General features: G+C 45.6%; 18 protein-coding genes. 10 read left to right on the top strand and 8 right to left on the bottom strand.

Annotated features, from left to right (window positions below; translation table 11 throughout):
* Positions 1-52 precede the first annotated feature (52 nt).
* Positions 53-2,179: a PhoX family protein gene (locus FG11_RS11500; protein ID WP_047535200.1), complete on the top strand. Its 2,127-nt coding sequence runs from the start codon at positions 53-55 to the stop codon at positions 2,177-2,179.
* Between the two features lie 107 nt (positions 2,180-2,286).
* On the opposite strand, the gene FG11_RS11495 is transcribed toward FG11_RS11500, so the two are convergent.
* A complete protein-coding gene (locus tag FG11_RS11495; RefSeq protein ID WP_152604085.1) occupies positions 2,287-2,457 on the bottom strand; it encodes a glycine zipper 2TM domain-containing protein in 171 nt (56 codons plus the stop codon).
* A gap of 654 nt (positions 2,458-3,111) precedes the next feature.
* Between FG11_RS11495 and FG11_RS11490 the strand changes: the two genes are divergently transcribed.
* Entirely contained in the window at positions 3,112-4,146 is a 1,035-nt protein-coding gene (locus tag FG11_RS11490; RefSeq protein WP_235276383.1) for a S1 family peptidase, read from the top strand.
* A 45-nt stretch (positions 4,147-4,191) separates the two neighbouring features.
* Here the strand turns inward: FG11_RS11490 and FG11_RS11485 are convergent, their stop codons facing one another.
* Positions 4,192-4,605, bottom strand: a complete 414-nt coding sequence (locus FG11_RS11485) for a hypothetical protein (protein ID WP_152604066.1) — start codon at positions 4,603-4,605, stop codon at positions 4,192-4,194.
* A gap of 229 nt (positions 4,606-4,834) precedes the next feature.
* Here FG11_RS11485 and FG11_RS11480 point away from each other — a divergent pair, with 229 nt between their 5' ends.
* Positions 4,835-5,659, top strand: coding sequence for a hypothetical protein (locus FG11_RS11480; RefSeq protein ID WP_047535197.1), 825 nt, complete (start codon positions 4,835-4,837; stop codon positions 5,657-5,659).
* A gap of 15 nt (positions 5,660-5,674) precedes the next feature.
* Here the strand turns inward: FG11_RS11480 and FG11_RS13620 are convergent, their stop codons facing one another.
* Both FG11_RS13620 and FG11_RS11475 read right to left on the bottom strand, forming a co-directional pair.
* Positions 5,675-5,824, bottom strand: a complete 150-nt coding sequence (locus tag FG11_RS13620) for a hypothetical protein (protein WP_020183237.1) — start codon at positions 5,822-5,824, stop codon at positions 5,675-5,677.
* A gap of 123 nt (positions 5,825-5,947) precedes the next feature.
* Positions 5,948-6,382, bottom strand: coding sequence for a hypothetical protein (locus FG11_RS11475; protein WP_020183236.1), 435 nt, complete (start codon positions 6,380-6,382; stop codon positions 5,948-5,950).
* A gap of 188 nt (positions 6,383-6,570) precedes the next feature.
* On the opposite strand from FG11_RS11475, the gene FG11_RS11470 reads away from it, so the two are divergent.
* Positions 6,571-6,987 (top strand): hypothetical protein, encoded by a 417-nt coding sequence (locus FG11_RS11470; RefSeq protein WP_200884580.1) that lies wholly within the window; start codon positions 6,571-6,573, stop codon positions 6,985-6,987.
* Between the two features lies 1 nt (position 6,988).
* Here FG11_RS11470 and FG11_RS11465 read toward each other — a convergent pair whose 3' ends face one another.
* Together FG11_RS11465 and FG11_RS11460 are read right to left on the bottom strand one after the other, a co-directional pair.
* Complete coding sequence (locus tag FG11_RS11465; protein WP_047535195.1) at positions 6,989-7,606, bottom strand: nucleotide-binding protein; 618 nt, start codon at positions 7,604-7,606, stop codon at positions 6,989-6,991.
* 102 nt (positions 7,607-7,708) lie between these two features.
* Positions 7,709-8,215 (bottom strand): DUF1993 domain-containing protein, encoded by a 507-nt coding sequence (locus tag FG11_RS11460; RefSeq protein WP_047535193.1) that lies wholly within the window; start codon positions 8,213-8,215, stop codon positions 7,709-7,711.
* Between the two features lie 176 nt (positions 8,216-8,391).
* Between FG11_RS11460 and FG11_RS11455 the strand changes: the two genes are divergently transcribed.
* Positions 8,392-9,462, top strand: coding sequence for a rhomboid family intramembrane serine protease (locus tag FG11_RS11455; RefSeq protein ID WP_200884579.1), 1,071 nt, complete (start codon positions 8,392-8,394; stop codon positions 9,460-9,462).
* 8 nt (positions 9,463-9,470) lie between these two features.
* On the opposite strand, the gene FG11_RS11450 is transcribed toward FG11_RS11455, so the two are convergent.
* The gene (locus tag FG11_RS11450) at positions 9,471-10,970 is read right to left on the bottom strand and encodes a YifB family Mg chelatase-like AAA ATPase (RefSeq protein ID WP_047535190.1); all 1,500 of its coding nucleotides are present in this window, start codon (positions 10,968-10,970) and stop codon (positions 9,471-9,473) included.
* Between the two features lie 6 nt (positions 10,971-10,976).
* On the bottom strand, positions 10,977-11,225 hold the full coding sequence (locus FG11_RS11445) for an accessory factor UbiK family protein (protein ID WP_047535187.1): 249 nt from the start codon (positions 11,223-11,225) through the stop codon (positions 10,977-10,979).
* Between the two features lie 249 nt (positions 11,226-11,474).
* On the opposite strand from FG11_RS11445, the gene FG11_RS11440 reads away from it, so the two are divergent.
* The 5 genes from FG11_RS11440 (at position 11,475) to aas (ending at position 16,997) form a co-directional block, all read left to right on the top strand.
* Positions 11,475-12,443: a TorF family putative porin gene (locus tag FG11_RS11440; protein ID WP_020183228.1), complete on the top strand. Its 969-nt coding sequence runs from the start codon at positions 11,475-11,477 to the stop codon at positions 12,441-12,443.
* A 77-nt stretch (positions 12,444-12,520) separates the two neighbouring features.
* Positions 12,521-12,859, top strand: coding sequence for a P-II family nitrogen regulator (gene glnK / locus FG11_RS11435; protein ID WP_020183227.1), 339 nt, complete (start codon positions 12,521-12,523; stop codon positions 12,857-12,859).
* 13 nt (positions 12,860-12,872) lie between these two features.
* A complete protein-coding gene (locus tag FG11_RS11430) occupies positions 12,873-14,387 on the top strand; it encodes an ammonium transporter (RefSeq protein ID WP_047536153.1) in 1,515 nt (504 codons plus the stop codon).
* A gap of 147 nt (positions 14,388-14,534) precedes the next feature.
* Positions 14,535-14,840, top strand: coding sequence for an ArsR/SmtB family transcription factor (locus FG11_RS11425; RefSeq protein WP_020183225.1), 306 nt, complete (start codon positions 14,535-14,537; stop codon positions 14,838-14,840).
* Between the two features lie 24 nt (positions 14,841-14,864).
* Positions 14,865-16,997, top strand: coding sequence for a bifunctional acyl-ACP--phospholipid O-acyltransferase/long-chain-fatty-acid--ACP ligase (gene aas, locus FG11_RS11420; RefSeq protein WP_047535185.1), 2,133 nt, complete (start codon positions 14,865-14,867; stop codon positions 16,995-16,997).
* The last annotated feature ends 32 nt before the right edge of the window (positions 16,998-17,029 follow it).

The following is a 17,029-nucleotide window of genomic DNA, read 5'->3' as shown; positions in this document are numbered from 1 at the left end:
ATGCAGACAATCTTAACAATAATACAAAATTTTAAAATTGTTAGGAGATGACATGAGTAGTGCACTACACCCGGATGGCAAGCTAAATCCTGCCGACACCATTGCAAACCCGAGCAGTCACGAGACCATTCGTGATTTGATCGAAACGCGTCTGTTTACACGCCGCACTTTTATCAAAGGCTCACTTGGCGCTACTGCGCTTGCTACTGTAGGCGGTTCACTTTTATCTTGTGTCGCCAATGATGCTTCTGCCCACAAATACAAAGGCGATCACAAGCCAGTTGATCAGCAACCAGACATTGGATTTACCCCAGTTGCGCCCAATGTGATTCCAATGACTGATGCGGTGACAGTGCCTGCTGGCTATACCGCACGCGTGCTAGTGTCATGGGGAGATTCTCTCACCAAGGCGCCGCATTGGGATCCCTCTATGCCTATGGATGAAGCCACACAAGTGCGATGCTATGGCGGCCATACTGATGGCATGCATTACTTTGCATTCCCCTTTACAGGACATGGCGCGTTAGCTAGCAAACGAGGTTTGTTAGTGACCAATAGCGAATATGTGGACCCAGCATTGCTGAGTGGCGTTGCACCGGCCGCTGATTATGCCAAAGTCGCCATTACGCCAGAAATGGTCAAAGCGCAACAGGCTGGCCATGGCGTGAACGTGGTGGAGATTTATCAGGAGAAAAAGCAAGATTGGGAAGTCCGTCGCAATTCTCCGTTTAACCGCCGTATCACCGGCAATACACCTATCGTTGTCAGCGGCCCTGCTGCAGGTCATGCAATGTTGCGTACAGAAGCCGACAACAAAGGCCGCTTAGTGTTAGGTACGTTGAATAATTGTGCAAATGGCTATACACCTTGGGGCACTTACCTGACTTGCGAAGAAAACTTCAATGGCTATTTTGGTTCTGTAGATGCTAGCTTTGTGCCAACCGCACATGAAAATCGCTATGGCATCAGTCGCGCTGGCTTTGGTTACCGCTGGCATGAAGCCGATGCACGATTCGATTTAAGTGCCAACCGTAACGAGCCAAATCGTTTTGGCTGGGTCGTTGAAATTGATCCATGGGATCCTAAAAGTAAACCGATTAAACGCACAGCGCTTGGCCGCTTTAAGCATGAAAGTGCCGCCATTTCTGTCGATGCTGACGAGCGCGTAGCCTTATATATGGGAGATGATGAGCGTAATGAGTATGTGTACAAATTTGTGTGTGCACGCAGATACAACAAGCGTAATCAACACGCCAATCGAGATATGTTAGATAACGGCACGCTGTATGTCGCAAAATTCAATGCCGATGGTTCAGGCACTTGGCTGCCCCTGATTTGGGGACAAAACGGATTAACCCCGGAAAATGGTTTTGCTGACCAAGCTGAGGTGTTGATTAAAGCACGCCAGGCCGGCGACCGTTTAGGCGCAACCATGATGGATAGGCCGGAATGGGCTTCAGTGCATCCAAGTACTGGCGAAGTCTATTTAACATTGACCAATAATAGCCGCCGTGGCAATACGCCTGTGTCGTCCAATAAAGCAGATGGGACCACCACTGCTGCTACCGCTAACCCAGTGGTAGATGCAGCCAACCCAAGACCTGATAACGATTATGGACATATCATTCGTTGGCGTGAGGATGGTGACACCGTCACCGCGACGAGTTTTGTCTGGGATATTTTTGTGCAATGCGGAGACAAAGCCACCACCAAAGCATTGGCGGGTTCTTATACCAATGCAGAGTTCGATGGCCAAAACGTGGGTTATCAAGGCAATATCAATGGCGATGATTACGGTGCGCCAGATGGTTTATGGTTTGATAAACATGGCCGACTATGGATTCAAACGGACCAGCCCGGAGATGCAAAAGGCGATTGGGCCAACATCGGTGGCAATATGATGCTATGCGCAGACCCGACGACTGGCGAAACACGTCGCTTTTTAACGGCACCACCGCATGCAGAAGTCACGGGGCTGATTGGCACGCCAGATGGTAAGACGATGTTTGTGGGTATTCAGCACCCTGGTGAAGATTGGGCAACCAGCTTTACCGATCATTCAACTTGGCCAGACAACGGTGCCAATGGCCCTACAACTTACCGTGGCAGAGGCGTGGCGAAGCCACGTTCTAGTGTGATTGTGATTACGAAAGACGATGGTGGCGTGATTGGCACTTAACCTGGCTATCTAGATCTGCTATCTCGCGCAGTTGGATTGCGCTACCAATAATAATGACATGTAAAAACGGCGTGCTAGCACGCCGTTTTTATTGGGTAACAGGAATGTTAATGCTTGCCGACTTGATTACCAATAATACCGCCAATCGCAGCGCCACCCACTGTACCAATACCACTACCGCCAGTAAGTACTGCACCGGCAACTGCACCTACCCCAGCACCAATTGCAGTATTCTTGTTACGTGTGGTCATGCTACTACACCCACTTAATCCCACCATCAATGCAACTGCAATAATCAATGGTTTAGCTCTTCCAATATATAGTTTTTTACGCATCGTAAATCACTTTCTCTTGGTTGATAAAGTTTAGTGCTTAATGATGTGACTTTTATTCTACATGATTGGTTCATTGCAATTTCAACCCTTACTTTTGCACCAAATGTGTGCATTGTGTGACGATACGATTTTCAAAATGTGTGCATCTAGCATTCACTTAGCACCGTTATGTAGCTGAATACGTGATCTAACGTACAACCGCCTTAACATTGCCCCTGTAAAAATATTGATACTACGCATAAGAGTAAGCTGTATTGCCAGTAGCAGTGCAATAGCATTAATTTACCAACCTATTGTTTTTAATGAATTTTATTTTAAATTTCCCCGCGTGGTAATTGCCGAGTGACCATGTCATTGCGGAAACTAAACAATATTATTAAGTGTTTTCCAGCAATTGATTTTTGATGTCTTCTATTAATCTTGCATTGTGCCCTACTCAGCTATTTGCACTGGGTGCTCGTCAAAGTAAGTGCACTCAAATGGCTTGGAACGGGAATTGCTTTATAAATACTAAAGCATGTTTATTTAAAATTTTAGGTTTGCGGGGTTTATCAAATGCTGTTGTAGATTAATGTAGTTGTAGATTGGAGATTTATCATGACAAGGTTTTATGCTCACATATTGTATTCGGCACTGGTATATTTAGGAGTAGCTTCGGTTGCTCAGGCCGAACCTTCACAAGAATTGCTTCATCAGCTCAACGCGCAAGTATTACGAGTACAAGTAGCGTTAGCAAATGGTAGCTACGGCTTGGGTTCAGGCGTCGTAGTGGCCAAAGATGAAATTGTGACCAATTGTCATGTTGTCGCCAATGCAGCCAGCATTAGCGTAGTCAGCAACGGCGCCTCATTCAATGTCAGCGCAATCAAACCAGATTGGCGCCATGATATTTGTATCCTAAAAGCAGAAGGCTTAGATGCGCCAGTTGCACGTATCGGCTCCAGCGAGGCGCTGAAATACGAGCAGCCTGTATTCACCATCGGTTATCCAGGCTTCTTACCTATCCCTACCAGTACATTTGGTGTGGTAAAAGGCTTGTACCCTATGGATGGTAGTGTGGTTGTGCGTGCCACCAGCTCGTTTAATATGGGCGCTAGCGGCGGTGGCGTATTTGACCGCGAAGGTAATTTGGTGGGTGTGATTACGTTAAAAAGTCCAGGTCATAATAGCTATTACTACAACATGCCAGTAGAGTGGGTAAAAGCAGCGATGAAATTACCTGAACAAACCGTCAACGCAAAAAGCGAGTTACCATTTTGGGCATTAGCGCCAGAACAGTGGCCATACTTCATGAAAATTGTGCATCCTTATTTAACTGAGGATTGGAATGCGCTACTGAGTATTGCGAGTGAATGGGCAGCCAAAGAGCCCAATACAACAGAAGCTTGGTTTTATTTAGCGGCTGCAGAGTACGCTGCTAAAAACTATCAAAAAGCTGAAGAGCATATGTACCGTGTGGTAGCGATGAACGAGCAACATAGCCAAGCCATTTATTATTTAGGTTTGATTGCGGAAGAAAGCGGCAAGCACAACGAGGCGATGATGAATGTGGCTGCGTTGAATAAATTGGATGAAGTGGCTGCGATGCAGCTAAAAGTAGCAATGGGCTTAACACCTGCTACAGAAAAGTAAGTGAATGAAGAGTAAATGAGTTAAAGACGTGATAAAAAATAGCGCTTAGGGCGCTATTTTTTTGGCTATTTTTTCTTGTACACCAGCACAAATAGCCGCCAGTGCATCGTTATCTTCTGGTTGATCCGATAGTACGCGCATGGCAGACTCAAACCCTGAGACCACATAGTCATCGTAATCTTTTGCCACGAATGGTAGTTGGTGTTGTTTGGCTAAATCCAAAGAAGTTTTTTTCTGCTTGAAAATCAGCTGATTGATTTGCGTCTTTTCAATTCGGCAAGCGTTTGCAGTAGCAATCAATGCGCCATCGGCATAAGCATCGTTGACCAGTTGTTCAGCCGTGATTTCTGCGTATGCGGATAACGGACAACATGCCAGCAATAATAGATAACCTATACGCCAGTATTGATTGCTGGCGACTTGCAATGCGGGGGGTGTCAACGTAGTAGCTAGAGACATGACCAATTGTAAAGTTTTGATGAAATTGTATTTAATCACTTAAACCCTAATACAATCAATCGCTATACAGGACGTGTGTTGTTAAACTAGCGATTGCTTTAGATAACCGCGCTTCAACGCGCGTAATCTAACGACTTACTCACGATGACTATATTTGCAGGTTAATAGTTTGCGTGCTAGCATAATTCCAGCGTTAAATACATGATGTGATTAACGAGTAAATCATACAATGAATAACAATAAATTAGTGTTGCTGTCCCGCTTTGCCGCACAAGCAAGGCGATTTATTGGCGTGGTCAATGTAACCAAAATGTCTACGGATCATGCTTATGCCATTCAAACCATTTTGAGTGCACACGCCAGTAAAAATGCAGACTTAAAAGATTTGGCTAAAAAAGTAAGCCTGACGCTCAATATCAATCATCAATTGTTAAATGCAATTGAGCACTTTTTGAATGAATATATAGAAACGCAGGACTTAGCCAAAGTCGAATATTATCTGCATCAATTCGCACAGTTTATTTATGATATTCCGGCAGAAGGCGTGGCGTATCGACGTGCGGTCAGTCAGTATTTAGCGCAGCTGGAAGAAATGGAACGCCCTTTCTGCACGCAAATGATACGGGCGTTTTACCCCTATTGGATGGCAGAGTTCACTTATCAAGGCAGTCAACAGCTTTCAATACACTCAATCGACTTTAGGAATCTTACGCAAACACCTAAATCGTTGCTGGATTTATGGGAAAAAGCCGAGTCTGAATTACTTTCAGATGCAGAGATGATGCTGTTAAGTCACTTTACGAAGGATATGCTAGAAAAAGAAATTGCCAATGATGCGGTAGATTCACGCAAAAAAATCGCTAAAATTTTAACGGTTGAGCTTAGAAATCATCAAGCAAAAACACACTTTGACTATCGGTTAACGGTTGAGAAAATTCAAGCCTTGATCAACAAGCATGATTTAAAAGCATTTTTTGTGCAGGTTTCCCGTGATTTTTACTACTTTTGGAATGCCAATGCAGACCAAAATCAGCACCCAGAGTACTCTATTTAATCAAGCAGTTAGCAGCTAGACCACTTCCAACTCTAGTTCTTCCACATGATAGTAGTGCTCGTCGTCCCACACCGTAAAATCCTGTGCGCTGTACATCGCTTCTTGCAAATCAAAGAACTCACCGTAGGCTAAATTCTCTTCATTCAATACTTGATACACTGTCATCGCACACCTCCTTTTTGGCTTGTGTTGTGGTAATTATTACATCGGCCTAATGCAAACATTCTTTAGAGCAACCATGGGTTGGTGTGGCAGTTTCTGTAATTGAAAAATAGACCGTGCAGTGACTTACTGTAGGGTGTCGATAGCAGTGAGCACCGCGCTTCTGGTCTCAGCGATTTGTTGGCTAATTCGTTGTTCACTTACACTGTCTTCGTTTAACGTGTCCCAGTCTTTCTCCCATACCAGATACAACTGTTTGCCCTTTTGTTGACTGGCGGGTGAAAGTAAGCGGCTAAGATCTCTGACCTGAATGGCGTATTTCCAGCCTTCGATTGGATTGCCACGTGTACTGTCTGCCTCAAAGTGCGCATAGTTAACAATGGTTTGTAGTTCACCTAAGTCTTTTAGTACCTCAAACGCAGCGTTACGCATGTTGTGGTTGAGCTCATTCTGGTGATCGCGCCAGTTGTTATAAAGGAGTCCGCTTAGTGCGGTCACCAAGCTAATTAGCGCAACGATATGTGTTTTAATTTGCTGCATGACATTCATTCTTTTATACATAAGACGCTCCTTTTCATGATCTACAGATGGTTAGTCGATGATGGATGTCATTCATGACATGTAGAGCGTGCAGTGTGAGCCAATCGTGCATTTCTGATGTAAATTGTGCTACCGTTTCGATATGTGCATGGATGGGTATTCACAGTGATTGCGCATGCTCTATCAACTAAAACGCAAAGGATTACGCATTGAAACGATACGCATACTATGTGATTGGATTGCTGATATTGTTAGGTTTGGGGGCGTATTGGTATACCAATAACCAGCAGGAACAAGCGCCGCGCGCAATGACGGCATTGGAGCATGTGGGCGATGAATGTGAATTGATTGCAGAAAAAGCGGCCATCGCGCTACCTGAGGCCCTACCATTTCAAAAGCTAGAAAAGTTGGCGAGAAAATCGCGCGTATTGCAAACCTGCATGAATGATCGCGGCTATATAGAAAATCCAGCTTGGGTTAAGTATGCAAGACCGATTGCTGCTAAACAAGCTGAGGCGCAACATATTTCAATGGACGAAGCTTATGAAACCTTGAGAAGAAGCCAATTGAAAACGTTTTATGCACCAGGAAATACCCCTTTGTATTGGATACCTGCCAAACCATAGCCTACGTATGGTGTGTTGTGTTCTCGTTAATCCAATCCAGCAACACTGACCACTGTTCAATATCTTGTGCGACCAATGACGGGCGCATATCAAAAATACTCAACCCTTGCTCGGCAGCCGTTGTGTACACCTGTGAGTTGCGCAGATAGGCTAACACTGGCAATCCAGTTTCTGTCATAAATTCTGCCAAGCCTAATGCAGCATGGGTACGACTATTGACGCGTGAGCCCACCAAGCCCACAAAGGTTTTATGTTTGCGTATGGTTTTTTCTGCAATCAGCACCTCCAGAAAATCCCCGGCTGCGCCAATATCAAACGCGGAAGGCTGAATAGGCACGATCACCAAATCCGCTTCTTTCACAGCATCTGCCAGTTTCTCATCGCGCAAGCCAGCTGGTGAATCCGTTACCTTCCATTGCACTGTATGGTCAGTATTCGCAGCGAATATTTTTGGCGCATCTTTCGGTCTGCGTTTCAGCCATTGTGTGGCTGATTGCTGTCTATCTAAATCTGCCAGTATCACCTGCTGTTGTTGAGATGCCAGGTATCCCGCCAAATTGGTGGCCAGTGTGGTTTTACCACTGCCACCTTTCGCATTTGCCACCAAAATGTGTTTCATAGACTCACCTTAAACAAAAACAGCGTGCGTTAACTGTTAAATCAAATAGTGACTAAAAATACAAATCGGCGCTACCTTATCTGCGCAAATTCAGTATAAATTTTATTTCCTAGGGCCTAAAAAGTCAGATTTACCAAGTATGACGCCCTGATGGCGCATGATGTTGTATGCCGTGGTGACATGAAAGTAGACGTTGGGCAGTACCCATTTTTGCAGATAGTCGATGCCTGTGAACTGGATATCAACTTTGCGTATGGTAATCGTGATGGACTTGCTCTCGCTGCCTTCAAGCTGCTTGGGGTCTACACTGTCTAAAAAGACAATGGTTTTTTCAATGCGCGCCTGCAATGCTTCAAATGTAGTTTCATTGTCTTCAAAGACGGGAATATCCACGCCAGCCAGTCTGGCTGCTGCACCTTTACTCATGTCGGTTGCAATTTGTACTTGGCGTTTTAGTGGATACATGTCGATAAATAAGCGCGCTTCTATTAACACAGCGGGGTCTGCTTCTTTGGCCGCCGCATATGCCTCGCCTTTTTTGAGCAACTGTGACAAGTTAGTCAGTGTTCTTTTGAGCGGGGGAATGCTGATATCGTACATGCTTAACATGGTGGTTCCTTTTCATTCATGATGGGTTGCGACGATAATACCTGTGCAAGCATGGCCTGCGTACTAAATGCCAAATATTTTTTTGGGTGCGCAATATCTCGCATTCAATCCATGTCCAATAATCGAGTTAGTATGTTGCTAATATTGAATAGTGAAGCGCGCGACTACATATAAAGATGAATCAAGAATTAAAAGGTGATGTTTTGTTGTCTATTTACGATCGTTTGGCACAACGAAGCCAATCTACGCCAGTCACTTATATCCTGATCGCGCTCAATGTGTTGATATTTGTGGCCATGCTGGTGGGTGGCGCCGGTTTTTGGCATTCCCCCAATGATGTGCAATTACGCTGGGGTGCTAACTTTGGCCCTGCCACGCAAGATGGCGAATGGTGGCGTTTAGGCACCGCCATGTTTCTGCATTTTGGTGTGATGCATTTACTGCTCAATAGTTTGTCGTTATGGGATGCTGGTCAGTTAGTAGAGCGTATGTATGGTCGCTGGCGTTTCGTGACGATCTATTTGATTGCAGGATTGTGCGGCAATTTGCTCTCGCTGGTGATACAGGGCAATAACGCAGTCTCCGGTGGCGCATCAGGCGCTATTTTTGGTATCTACGGCGCGGCGCTGATTTTTTTATGGCGTGAACGTGCCGCTATTGCGCCACATGAGTTTAGATGGCTGTTTGGCGGCGGCAGTGTATTTGCCGTGATTACCATTATCTTGGGATTTGTCATTCCTGGTATTGATAATGCGGCGCATATTGGCGGTTTTATTGCCGGTTCGTTAATGAGCATTGGTTTAGCGCAATCATTAACGGCCAGAGTCATGCCACTGCAATACCGCGGTATGGCCATGGCCGGATTGGTGCTTGCCTGCCTTGTGTTGTCCAATAATATTCCCAAGCCCAAATACCGCTGGAGTGATGAGCTACTATTGCGTAGCGAAATCAGTGCGTTTTTGTATGAAAATCAAGCCATCAACCGCTCTTGGTTAGAAATTGTGCATGAGAGTAAGCAAGGCAATCAGTCGTTTGATGCACTCGCGAGTAAAATTGATTTTTCTATCCTTCAGCCTTATCAGGCGCATTTGGAAAAACTATCCAAATTACCGCACGACCCTGCGCTGCCGTCTGCGCAACAACTGGAAGGGTTGCTGCAATATACGGAGACTCGTAAAAAAGAGTCTGAAGCGTTGGTACAAGGATTGCGGCAGCAACAGAGGCGCGCTAAACCCTCAAGCCCCTAGCATCTGAGTTAGTCCACGCGGCGGTATTGAATGGCTTCGGCAATATGCGCAGATTGAATGGTTGGCGCATTGGCTAAGTCGGCAATGGTGCGCGCTACTTTAAGAATGCGCTGATACGCCCGTGCCGATAAGCCCATGCGATTTACCGCTGTTTTTAATAGCGTGAGTCCGGCCTCATCCACAGCACAGTGCTGGTCAATATCCAAGCTGCCTAAACTGGCGTTTGGTATTTGCTGACGCGCTAGCTGTATATTGCGTGCTTGCTCTACGCGTACACGAATGTCCGCACTGCTCTCAGCCACTGCAGCCTGCATCATTTCATCCTCCTTCAGTGCGGGGACTTCTATCAATAAGTCTATCCTGTCCATGAACGGCCCGGAAATCTTGCTACGGTAACGCGACACCTGATCTGGCGTACAGCGGCACTGGTGGTGATAGTGTCCAAGGTAACCACACGGACACGGGTTCATGGCAGCAATCAATTGGAATTTAGCAGGAAAATCTGCTTGCCGCGCCGCGCGCGAAATCGTAATGTGTCCGCTTTCTAGTGGCTCTCTCAATACCTCGAGTACTTTGCGATCAAACTCAGGTAGCTCATCTAAAAACAATACGCCATGATGGGCAAGACTAATTTCTCCCGGTCGCGGGATACCGCCACCGCCAACGAGTGCGACGCCAGAGGCAGTATGATGCGGCGCACGATAGGGGCGCTGTTTCCATTGTTTTAACGAGTAACGGCCACTCAGCGACTGGATAGCTGCACTTTCTAACGCCTCTTGCTCGCTCATGCTGGGTAAAATGCTGGCAAAGCGGCTGGCCAACATACTTTTGCCAGTACCTGGCGGGCCACTCATCAGCACGCTATGTCCACCCGCTGCTGCAATTTCTAGCGCACGCTTGGCCCTACTCTGCCCTTTTACCTCATTAAAGTCTGGATAGCTGGCGCTTTGATTTGGTGCGTCTCCGGTGTGAGGCATTAGCAAGGTGTGATCGCTCAAGTGTGCACATACCTCTAGCAGCGATTTCGCCGGGTAAATAATCGCGTCTTTGACTAGGCTGGCTTCTTGTGCACTTATTTGGGGCAAGATAAACGCACGCTGTACATCATGCTTGCGTTGCGTCATATGGTAAGCCATCGCCAGTGCGCCGCGAATCGGCCGGAGCTCGCCAGTTAACGCCAGTTCTCCGGCAATTTCATAGCGGTTGAGAGACGCTGCAGGAATTTGACCGGAGGCAGCCAAAATGCCTAGAGCAATAGGCAAATCGTAGCGACCGCTCTCTTTTGGTAAGTCAGCCGGGGCTAAATTCACCGTGATGCGTCTGGCGGGGAACTCAAATTGTGCGGTTTGAATGGCGGCCCGCACCCGATCTTTACTTTCTTTGACCTCTGCTTCAGGCAATCCCACAATAGTAAAGCTTGGCAGCCCATTGGCGAGATGCACTTCTACAACGACTTCCGGCGCTTCCATGCCATTTAAAGCACGGCTATACAACACTGCAAGCGTCATACGCGATTATTTTTGACTTTTTTGCAACAAATCTTCGATGGATTCCAGTTTCTTTTCCAGTGCATTCAGCTTCTCTTTCGTCTGTTTGAGTACTTCTGTTTGCACATCATACTCTTCGCGTGAAATAAGCTCCATTTTGGTGAGTGCGCCCTGAATTAGTGCGTGAATGTTCTTGTCTAGGTCGGCAATCGGACTATTTTTAGTTAACTCTTTGATTTTAATGGATAAGTCATGCAAAAGCTCTGAATTTAACATCGGTTTATCTCCTGAATATGATGCATTTTAACATCGTTTATACACGGTGCAATGTGCTTATACGCATCAATATAGTGCATATATTTATTATAAATCAATAAATTAATTATATTTATTAATACAAAGCTTTATATTATTAGTATAACTATATGATTGTTATATATTTTAATTGTTGGCATGCGTTTTGCTCAAGCGTTTATGTTGTATCTTTTTTGTTGTATCTATTTTTTGTAACGAGGGGAATGAATAATGCGCAAATCAATTTTACTAACCGCTGTATTAAGCACACTTGCAATGGCTAACATTGCATACGCAGAAGAAGCACCAGCAGAAGCCGCACCGGCTGCTGCACCAGCAGAGCCAGAGTCTGCATGGACGGCGACTTCTAACATCGGTATCGTATCTGATTACTATACACGTGGTATCTCACAAAACTGGCATAAACCAGCATTACAAGGTGGTTTTGATATTGCCCACTCAAGCGGCTTCTTCGTAGGTGCTTGGGGTTCAAACGTAACACCTAACACTTTTCCAGATGCAACCGTTGAGCTAGATTTATATGGTGGCTACAGCGGTACTATCTCAGCTGTTGAAGGCTTAGGCTATTCAGCTGGCGTGATTGGTTATTTCTATCCGGGCGGTAGCTGGAAAAAATACAGAGCATCTAACGCAGTTAACCCAAATGATGTATTAACACCACGTGGCGGCCGTTGGGATACTTATGAGGCGAACTTTGGCGTATCTTACAAATGGTTAAGTGCAAAAGTATCCGTTACTTTAGGTGACTGGTTTGGCGCTGAGAAAAAAACAGGCTGGGATGGCGGCACAAGTGGTTCTACGTATGTTGAGTTAAATGCTGCTTATCCATTGCCATTTGGCGGTTTAACATTGATTGGTCACGTAGGTCATTTGAACGTAGCGGGTAAATTGAACTTGGCTTACGCTGATGGCAACGGTAACTTACCTAGTACCTCTATCAGTAACGAGACAAACCCAGACTACACAGACTGGAAAGTTGGTTTGAGCAAGTCATTCAGCATTGCTAAGTCTGAAGGTTGGAATGCAGGTGTTTATTACGTAGAAGCAAGTAACGATGACTACTGGAGCGACAGAGGCTACGGCGGTACAAGCTTTAACGGTAAAGGCACTGCTACTAAAGCACAAAGTAAAGACTTGAATGATGGTCGCTTAGTCTTTACATTAGGCCGTACATTCTAAGTAGTTAAGTTTCATTACAAAAAGGTAAGCCAAGCAACTAATTGGCTTACCGACTAACCTACCAACAGGAGAAAAACATGAAATTTGTGTCCGCAATAATCAAGCCATTTAAGCTTGATGAAGTGCGTGAAGCCTTGTCCAACATTGGTGTACAAGGGATCACCGTTACCGAAGTGAAAGGGTTTGGTCGTCAAAAAGGCCATACTGAGCTTTACCGTGGTGCAGAATATGTGGTGGACTTTCTGCCGAAAGTGAAGCTGGAAGTAGCCATTAAAGATGACATGCTAGACCAGGTTGTAGATGCGATTGAAAAATCTGCTGCGACAGGCAAAATTGGTGATGGCAAAATTTTTGTGTTCAATTTAGAACAAGTTTATCGCATCCGTACCGGTGAAACCGGTCCAGATGCATTATAAGAGGGGCATGGACATGAAAAAATTTCTTTCAGTTTTATCATTAGTAGCCGTGCTTGGTCTGGGTGCTACCCCATATAGTTTTGCAGAAGATTTGCCTGAAGCAGCTGCTGCTACAGTAGAGGCGGTTGCAGATACAGCAGCGGCTGTGGCTGAAGCGGTGCCAGCACCAGCTGCAGAAGAAGCTGCGCCAGTAGCTGAAGCCGCAGCAGCACCTACACCAGTACCAAACAAAGGTGACAGTGCATGGATGATCGTGGCCACTATATTGGTGACATTAATGGTTATCCCAGGCTTGGCACTGTTCTACGGCGGTTTGGTACGCCAAAAAAATATGCTGTCTGTACTCATGCAAACATTTGTGATTTTCTCACTGATGGCGGTGCTGTGGACTGTATATGGTTACAGTGTCGCGTTTACTGGTGGTAGCCCATTCTTTGGTGGTCTTGGCAAAGCTTTCTTAGCTGGCGTAACACCAGAATCACTGGGAGCAACTTTCAGCAAAGGCGTGTACATTCCTGAGTACCTCTTCGTAGCGTTCCAATTAACGTTTGCTGCTATTACCCCTGCGTTGATTATCGGTGCATTTGCTGAGCGTATGAAGTTCTCTGCTGTATTAGCTTTCATGGTGATTTGGTTCACATTTGCTTACTTGCCAATGGCACACATGGTTTGGTACTGGGACGGTCCTGATGCCATCACTGATGCAGCCTCTTTTGAAACTGTTGTAGCTAATGCTGGTTGGTTGTGGGCTAAAGGTGCTCTAGACTTTGCTGGTGGTACTGTTGTGCACATTAATGCGGGTGTTGCTGGTTTAGTGGCTGCCTTCGTATTAGGTAAACGTATTGGTTACGGTAAAGAAGCCATGACACCACACAGCCTGACATTAACGATGGTAGGTGCATCATTACTGTGGGTGGGTTGGTACGGTTTCAACGCTGGTTCAAACTTAGAAGCAAATGGTTATGCGGCATTAGCGTTGGTAAACACTACCATTGCAACTGCAGCGGCTACACTTTCATGGATGTTTGTTGAGTGGTTTGGTAAATCAAAACCATCTATGTTGGGTGCTGCATCTGGTGCTGTTGCTGGTCTGGTTGCCATTACGCCAGCTTGCGGTTTCGTAGGCCCAGTAGGTGCAATCATCATCGGTTTACTTGTATCACCAATCTGCTACTTCTTTGTAACTAAAGTGAAATACATGCTTGGTTATGATGATGCGTTAGATGTATTCGGTGTGCATGCGATCGGCGGTATCTTCGGTGCTTTAGCTACGGGTGTGTTTGTAAACCCAGCATTAGGTGGCGCAGGTGTTGTGGATTACGTTGCAAATGGTGTGGCTGCTTATGATTTCGGCGCACAAATGACTGCACAAGTCACAGCAGTAGTGACCGCGATTGTATTATCAGCAGTCGTATCATTCATCGCACTGAAAATCGTTGATGTGTTAATCGGTTTACGTGTATCTGAAGAAGCTGAACGTGAAGGTTTAGACACAACAGAGCACGGTGAGCGCGCATATCACGCTTAATCTGTCAGTCATAGCAATATAAAAAACGGCTCGCTTGCGGGCCGTTTTTTTACGTCCGTTATTATCATTGAATACAATTCAGTCGCCGTCGTATTGTTTTAATAAAAAATAGTTGACAAACATCACTACATAACTAATTATATAGTGATGAAAACAATTCAATCCATACCAAATGAATGGCAAGCTATCTCAGCCTTGTTTGTTGCGTTAGGCGATGAGCAGCGGCAGCGAATTCTGTTAGCATTCGATAAAGATGAGCGGTTAAATATTTTGCAAATAGCAGAGCATTCCAAGCTAAGCAGAACCGCGGTAACGCACCATTTAAAAACGTTACAGCATAGTGGTGCGCTTAACAGTGAAAAAATAGGCAAAGAAGTGTTCTTTTGGGTGAACAAAAGCCAAATCACGTTAGCCATAGAAAATGTATTAAATTACATCCAACAAGAACTATAAAGAATAGATTTAACGGGGGTTGAGATGCTGGCAGCAATACTACGTAGCATTTGTAAAATTATCTTTCGCGTCAAGGTCAATGGCTTAGAACACGTGCCGAAAGAAGATCGTTTGTTGATCGTGGCTAATCATGAATCCTTTTTGGATGGCCTATTACTAGGGCTATTTTTGCCCAAACGCGCCACTTTTGTGGTGCACACAGGCGTATTAAAAAACAGAATATTTCGTCAGTTTTTAAGATTAACACCCCATTTAGCGGTTGATCCGGTGAGCCCATTGGCCATGAAGCAGGTCATCCGTCGTTTGGATTTAGGTGAGAATGTAGTGATTTTCCCCGAAGGCCGAATTACGCTGACCGGCAGCTTAATGAAAGTCTATGATGGCCCTGGCTTTGTTGCAGCCAAGACTGGCGCACGCATATTGCCAGTGCGGGTAGAAGGCGCGGCGCAATCCTACTTTGGGCGCTTATCAGATGCGCATCCGAGAAAACTTTTTCCACGTGTCACACTTACAGTATTGCCTAGTACGGAAATCGTGATTGAAAACCCAAGCAATCATGCGCCACTATCAGCCAAGCAACGCAGACGCATTGCTGGCGAAGGCATGCGTGGCGTGATGCAAAAAATGTTGTTTCAAGCGCAAAAAAGCCGCACATTTTTTGAAGCTTTTTTAGATACCGTGGATAAGTTTGGTAGAAGCACAAAAATTGTAGAGGACATGAATGAGGTCGAAGAGACTTATCAGGAGTTGCTGAAAAAGAGTCTGGCCTTAGGGCGCATTGCTTGCAAAGTAAGTGCACCTAAAGAAGTGGTCGGTGTATTGATGCCAAATGTGACCAACACGCTGGCGCTGATACTGGGTATGAGCGCGTTTAACCGAATTCCAGCCATGCTCAATTACACCTCGGGCACTGCGGGCATGCAGAATGCGTGTACCGCAGCCAATATCAAAACCATTATCACCTCCAGAAAGTTTATTGAAGCCGCCGCGCTGGAACAAGTAGTAGCACAGTTCCAAGGCTTAAACGTACTGTACTTGGAAGATTTGAGAAGTCAGTTCGGCGTGAGGGATCGCGCATGGTTAATGGGCTATGCGCTGCATTATCCCAGAGCAGCTATGGATGAAACACGCCCAGAAGATATTGCGGTCATCCTGTTTACATCAGGCTCGGAAGGCAAGCCTAAAGGCGTTGTGCACTCCCATAAAAGCATCTTGGCCAATATTGCGCAAATTATGGCTGTGCTGGATTTTAATCCAACCGATAAATTTATGATGGTACTGCCTATGTTCCATGCGTTTGGCTTTACTGGCTCGCTCTTGCCTATATTAGCTGGCATCAAAATCATGATTTTTCCATCACCACTGCAATACAAAGTTATCCCAGAAGTCATTTATGATAAAGGCTGTACCGTATTGTTTGCGACCAGTACCTTTTTGGGAAACTACGCCAAATTTGCACACCCTTACGATTTTTATAAATTACGATTTGTGGTGGCCGGCGCTGAAAAACTGAATGAAGAAGTGCGTAAAACCTATCATGAAAAATTTGGCATACGCATTTTAGAAGGCTATGGCACTACAGAGTGCGCGCCGGTACTCTCAGCCAATACGCCTATGGCCAATCGGCATGGCAGTGTAGGCCAATTGATGCCGGGAATTGACTATAAACTGGAGCCTGTACCTGGGATTGAACAGGGTGGCGTGTTCCATGTAAAAGGCGAGAATGTGATGCTGGGCTATTATAAGTATGATGCGCCGGCACAGCTGGAAGTGCCAGAACAAGGCTGGTACAACACCGGTGATGTGGTCACTGTAGACAATGAAGGGTTTATCTTTATCAAGGGGCGCGTCAAACGCTTTGCCAAAGTGGCGGGGGAAATGGTCTCGCTTGAGGTGGTGGAGAAAATTGCACATACCGCAGCGCCCGAGCATCAAGATGCCGCGACCACGCAAGTAGATTTGCAGCGTGGCGAAAATATCGTGCTGTTCACGACCGACCCTGCCCTGAAACGAGAAGATTTACAAATAGTCGCCAAAAATTTGGGAACGCCAGAGTTAGCCATTGCGCGCAAAATCATTCGGCTAGATGAGATCCCGTTATTGGGAACAGGTAAAACTGATTATGTAGTGCTGAAGCAGATGGCGGAAGCAGCTTAAATAAACAAAAAATACTACACGCGGTATTATTA

The sequence above is a fragment of the Methylotenera sp. N17 genome (assembly GCF_000799155.1).
GTDB lineage: Bacteria > Pseudomonadota > Gammaproteobacteria > Burkholderiales > Methylophilaceae > Methylophilus.
This window is presented reverse-complemented; position numbering and strand designations above follow the sequence as displayed.